The 4378-nt window shown below is 33.4% G+C and carries 2 protein-coding genes and 1 pseudogene; all 3 read left to right on the top strand.

Annotated features, from left to right (window positions below):
- A partial coding sequence (locus tag ACIQ2I_RS08210) for a DUF4270 domain-containing protein (protein ID WP_396181935.1) occupies window positions 1–1652 on the top strand: 1652 nt, incomplete at its 5' end.
- A gap of 11 nt (window positions 1653–1663) precedes the next feature.
- Complete coding sequence (glmS, locus tag ACIQ2I_RS08205; RefSeq protein ID WP_396181934.1) at window positions 1664–3511, top strand: glutamine--fructose-6-phosphate transaminase (isomerizing); 1848 nt, start codon at window positions 1664–1666, stop codon at window positions 3509–3511.
- Between the two features lie 150 nt (window positions 3512–3661).
- Window positions 3662–4378 (top strand): annotated as a pseudogene (locus ACIQ2I_RS08200) (F0F1 ATP synthase subunit beta); the annotation flags it as partial.

Below are 4378 nucleotides of genomic sequence, written 5' to 3'. Positions count from 1 at the left end.
CAGATGAAGTGCAAACCAATAATTTGCCGATTAATCCATTAGGTATTTATAACAATCCATATTTTGGAGTTACTAAAGCAAATTTTGTTTCACAAGTGTCATTGGCAAACGAACAACCTAAATTTGGCACCAGCGTACAAGTAGAAAACGTAATTTTGTATGTGCCTTATTTTAGCACTGTAGAATCCACTAACACAGATGGTTCAAAAGTGTATGCACTACAATCTGTTTTTGGGACAAACAAAGAAAGTAAAATGAAATTTAGTGTGTACGAAAATGGATATTATTTGAATTCATTTAATCCAACCGATAATTTTCAAACACAACAACGCTATTTTTCTGACGGTTCTGCAAACGGAACTTTAATTAATTTTGAGAATCTAAAAAGAGGAAATGATGGTAGTGGAAATTCTGTACAAAATGGAACGCGCTTAAACGATAGTCCAAATACTGCAGAAAATGACCAGTTCTTCTTTAACAAGGCAGAAATTATTGTTTATAAAACAAAATTTAATACCACAACAGGAATACTTGAATATGTTGATGCAAATGATGTGGTTTTAGCCAATCAAATTGATCCTTCGTTACGTGTTGTAAAAGAACGTTTGGCGCCTGGTATTTATTTAACTTTAAATAAAGCTTTTTTTAAGAAAAGAATTTTAGAAGCGGGAAGTGTAAACTTAGTTAACAACAATGAATTCAAACAATATTTCAGAGGACTTTATTTTAAAATGGAACAACTTCCGGGAGAAGAAGGCGCCATGGCAATGTTTAATTTTTCCAACGCAAAGTTAAATGTAAATTATAGCTCTGTAGAAGATGGCGCTGCTGCAGGAACTGCCGCTACATCTAAAAGTTTGTTGTTGAATTTAGGTTTAGGTTCAAGCGCCAATACAGTTTCACTACAAGATTATTCCTATTCAGGTGCTTATAACGCTGGATTAATTGCATCAGCTACCAATCCAACTTTTGGCTCTGATTCTAAATTATATCTAAAAGGAGGAAAAGGTTCAGTGGTGTATATGAATGTTTTTGGAGATACTGACGTTTTAAAACCAGTTAATGGGCAATTAGTAGCTGGAGCAAATCAAGTTCCTGATGAATTGGATCAATTGCGATTAAATGGCTGGTTAATTAATGAAGCCTATTTAGAGTTTTTTATCGATAAAACAGCTATGGCAGGTGCCAATCAATTAGAAGCTGAAAGATTATATTTGTTTGATGCTACAAATCAAAAAGCTTTAGCAGATTACACTTTTGACGCCACCACTAATTCGAATACAAAATACAATAAATTAATTTTTGGTGGAATTATCGAACGCGATGCGACTTCAGATAAAAAAGGAATTAAATATAAAATTAGAATCACACAACATATTAATAATTTGATTAACAGTACCGATGCTAATTTGAATAAAAACGTAAGATTAGGCCTTACTGTTTCAGATAATATTAATTTAAGCAATAGTTATTATTACAAATCGCCATTTGATGTAAACAATACGCCAACTGTGTCTACCGATGATATCGAATATTTTCCCGTAGCTTCAATTATGGAGCAACAAGGGATAGTTCTTCATGGTACAAATCCTGCGCCTGCAGATGCCTCCAAAAAATTAAAGTTAGTTATACATTATACAAAACCAAATTAAACCCTTTATATATGTGTGGAATTGTAGGTTATATTGGTCATAGAGAAGCATATCCAATAATTATTAAAGGATTAAAAAGATTAGAATATCGTGGTTACGATAGTGCTGGTTTAGTTTTATATGACGGAAAAAATTTAAAACTTTGTAAAACTAAAGGTAAAGTTTCCGATTTAGAAGAAAAAGTTGCAAAAGAAATTACTACTGACGGACATATAGGTTTTGGACATACACGTTGGGCAACTCACGGAGTTCCGAATGATGTAAATTCACACCCTCATTTTTCAAATTCTGGAAAATTAGCCATTGTGCATAACGGAATTATTGAAAATTACGAACCGTTAAAAAAAGAATTAATAAAAAGAGGCTATGTTTTTCATTCTGATACGGATACAGAGGTATTAATTAATTTAATTGAAGACGTTCAGAAAACAGATAATTTAAAATTAGGAAAAGCAGTTCAGGTGGCCTTAAATCAAGTGGTTGGCGCTTATGCAATTGTAGTATTTGACTTAAATAAGCCAGATGAATTAGTTTGTGCGCGTTTAGGTTCTCCATTAGCAATTGGTATTGGTGAAGACGAATATTTTGTAGCATCAGATGCTTCTCCATTTATTGAATATACTTCAAACGCTATTTATTTAGAAGATGAAGAAATGGCTATTATTCGTTTGAACAAACCGATGAAAGTTCGTAAAATTAAAGATGATTCTTTAGTAGATCCTTATGTTCAAGAATTACAAATGAACTTAGAGCAAATTGAAAAAGGCGGCTACGAACATTTCATGTTAAAAGAAATTTACGAGCAACCAAATGTAATTAAAGACACATACAGAGGAAGATTATTAGCAAACAAAGGCATCATTCAAATGTCGGGTGTAGAAGATAATTTAGAAAAATTTACCAATGCCAAGCGTATTTTAATTATTGCGTGCGGAACCTCATGGCATGCCGGTTTGGTTGCCGAATATATAATTGAAGAATTTGCAAGAATACCAGTTGAGGTGGAATATGCCTCAGAATTTAGATATAGAAATCCGATTATAAATAAAGACGATGTGGTAATTGCTATTTCCCAATCTGGAGAAACAGCTGATACTTTAGCGGCTATAAAATTAGCCAAAGAAAACGGCGCCTTTGTTTTTGGAGTTTGTAATGTTGTAGGTTCTTCTATTTCTAGAGAAACCCATGCAGGAGCTTATACACATGCAGGTCCGGAAATTGGAGTGGCTTCTACCAAAGCATTTACTACACAAATTACCATTCTTACGCTTATTGCTTTACGTTTGGCAAAAGCTAAAGGCACCATGAACCAATCTGATTACCAACGTTATTTGTTGGAATTAGAAATGATTCCAGAGAAAGTAAAAGAAGCGTTGCAAACAAATGATGTGGCTTTAGAAATTGCTAAGATTTATAAAGATGTACCAAACGCTTTATATTTAGGAAGAGGATTTAATTTTCCTGTAGCATTAGAAGGCGCTTTAAAATTAAAAGAAATCTCTTATATTCATGCAGAAGGGTATCCAGCTGCCGAAATGAAACACGGACCAATTGCTTTAATTGACGAACAAATGCCAGTTATAGTTATTGCTCCAAATAAAGGACATTACGACAAAGTAGTAAGTAATATCCAAGAAATAAAATCAAGAAGTGGAAAAATTATTGCGGTTGTAACTAAAGGCGACACCCAAGTAAAAGCGTTAGCAGATCACGTAATTGAAATTCCAGAAACTTCGGAAGCTTTAACTCCCTTATTAACTACAATACCCTTGCAATTATTATCTTATCACATTGCGGTTTTAAGAGGTTGTAATGTGGATCAGCCAAGAAATTTAGCAAAATCAGTTACAGTGGAATAAATAAAAAAGCGAAATAATTAGTATTTCGCTTTTTTTTGAAAAAAAGTCAAAAAATATATTGCATAATTGCATCTAAAAAAACTATCTTTGCACTCTGAAAAAAGTATGTTTTTTTCAAATATAATTAGCTATTAAATAAATACATAAGCAATGTCTAAAGTTACAGGAAAAGTTGCACAAATTATTGGACCAGTTGTAGACGTAGTGTTTGACACTACTAACGGTGAACTTCCAAAAATTTATGATTCGTTAGAAATTACTAAAAAAGACGGTACTAAATTGGTTTTAGAGGTACAATCTCACATTGGAGAAAATACGGTACGTACTATTTCAATGGACTCTTCTGATGGTTTATCAAGAGGTACTGAAGTGGTTGGAACAGGAAATCCAATTAAAATGCCAATTGGACCAGATGTTTATGGTCGTTTATTCAACGTTATTGGTGATGCTATCGATGGTTTAGGAGATTTACCTAAAGACGGAGATAACGGAATGTCAATTCACCGTGCAGCACCAAGATTTGAAGATTTAGCTACTTCTTCTGAAGTTTTATTTACAGGTATTAAAGTAATTGACTTAATTGAGCCTTACGCAAAAGGAGGTAAAATTGGTTTATTCGGTGGTGCTGGAGTGGGTAAAACTGTATTGATTCAAGAATTAATTAACAATATCGCAAAAGGTCACGGTGGACTTTCAGTATTCGCAGGAGTAGGAGAAAGAACACGTGAAGGAAACGACTTACTTCGTGAGATGTTAGAGTCAGGAATTATAAAATACGGTGATGATTTCATGCACTCTATGGAAAATGGAGGATGGGATTTATCTAAAGTAGATATGCCAGGAATGAGAGAGTCTAAAGCTACTTTC

Source organism: Flavobacterium sp. (genome assembly GCF_044368995.1).
Classification (GTDB): Bacteria; Bacteroidota; Bacteroidia; order Flavobacteriales; family Flavobacteriaceae; genus Flavobacterium.
This window is presented reverse-complemented; position numbering and strand designations above follow the sequence as displayed.

What these genes read in the sequence shown, in the direction of transcription:
- glmS (WP_396181934.1), top strand. Translation starts at nt 1,664, where the DNA reads ATGTGTGGAATTGTAGGTTATATTGGTCATAGAGAAGCATATCCAATA.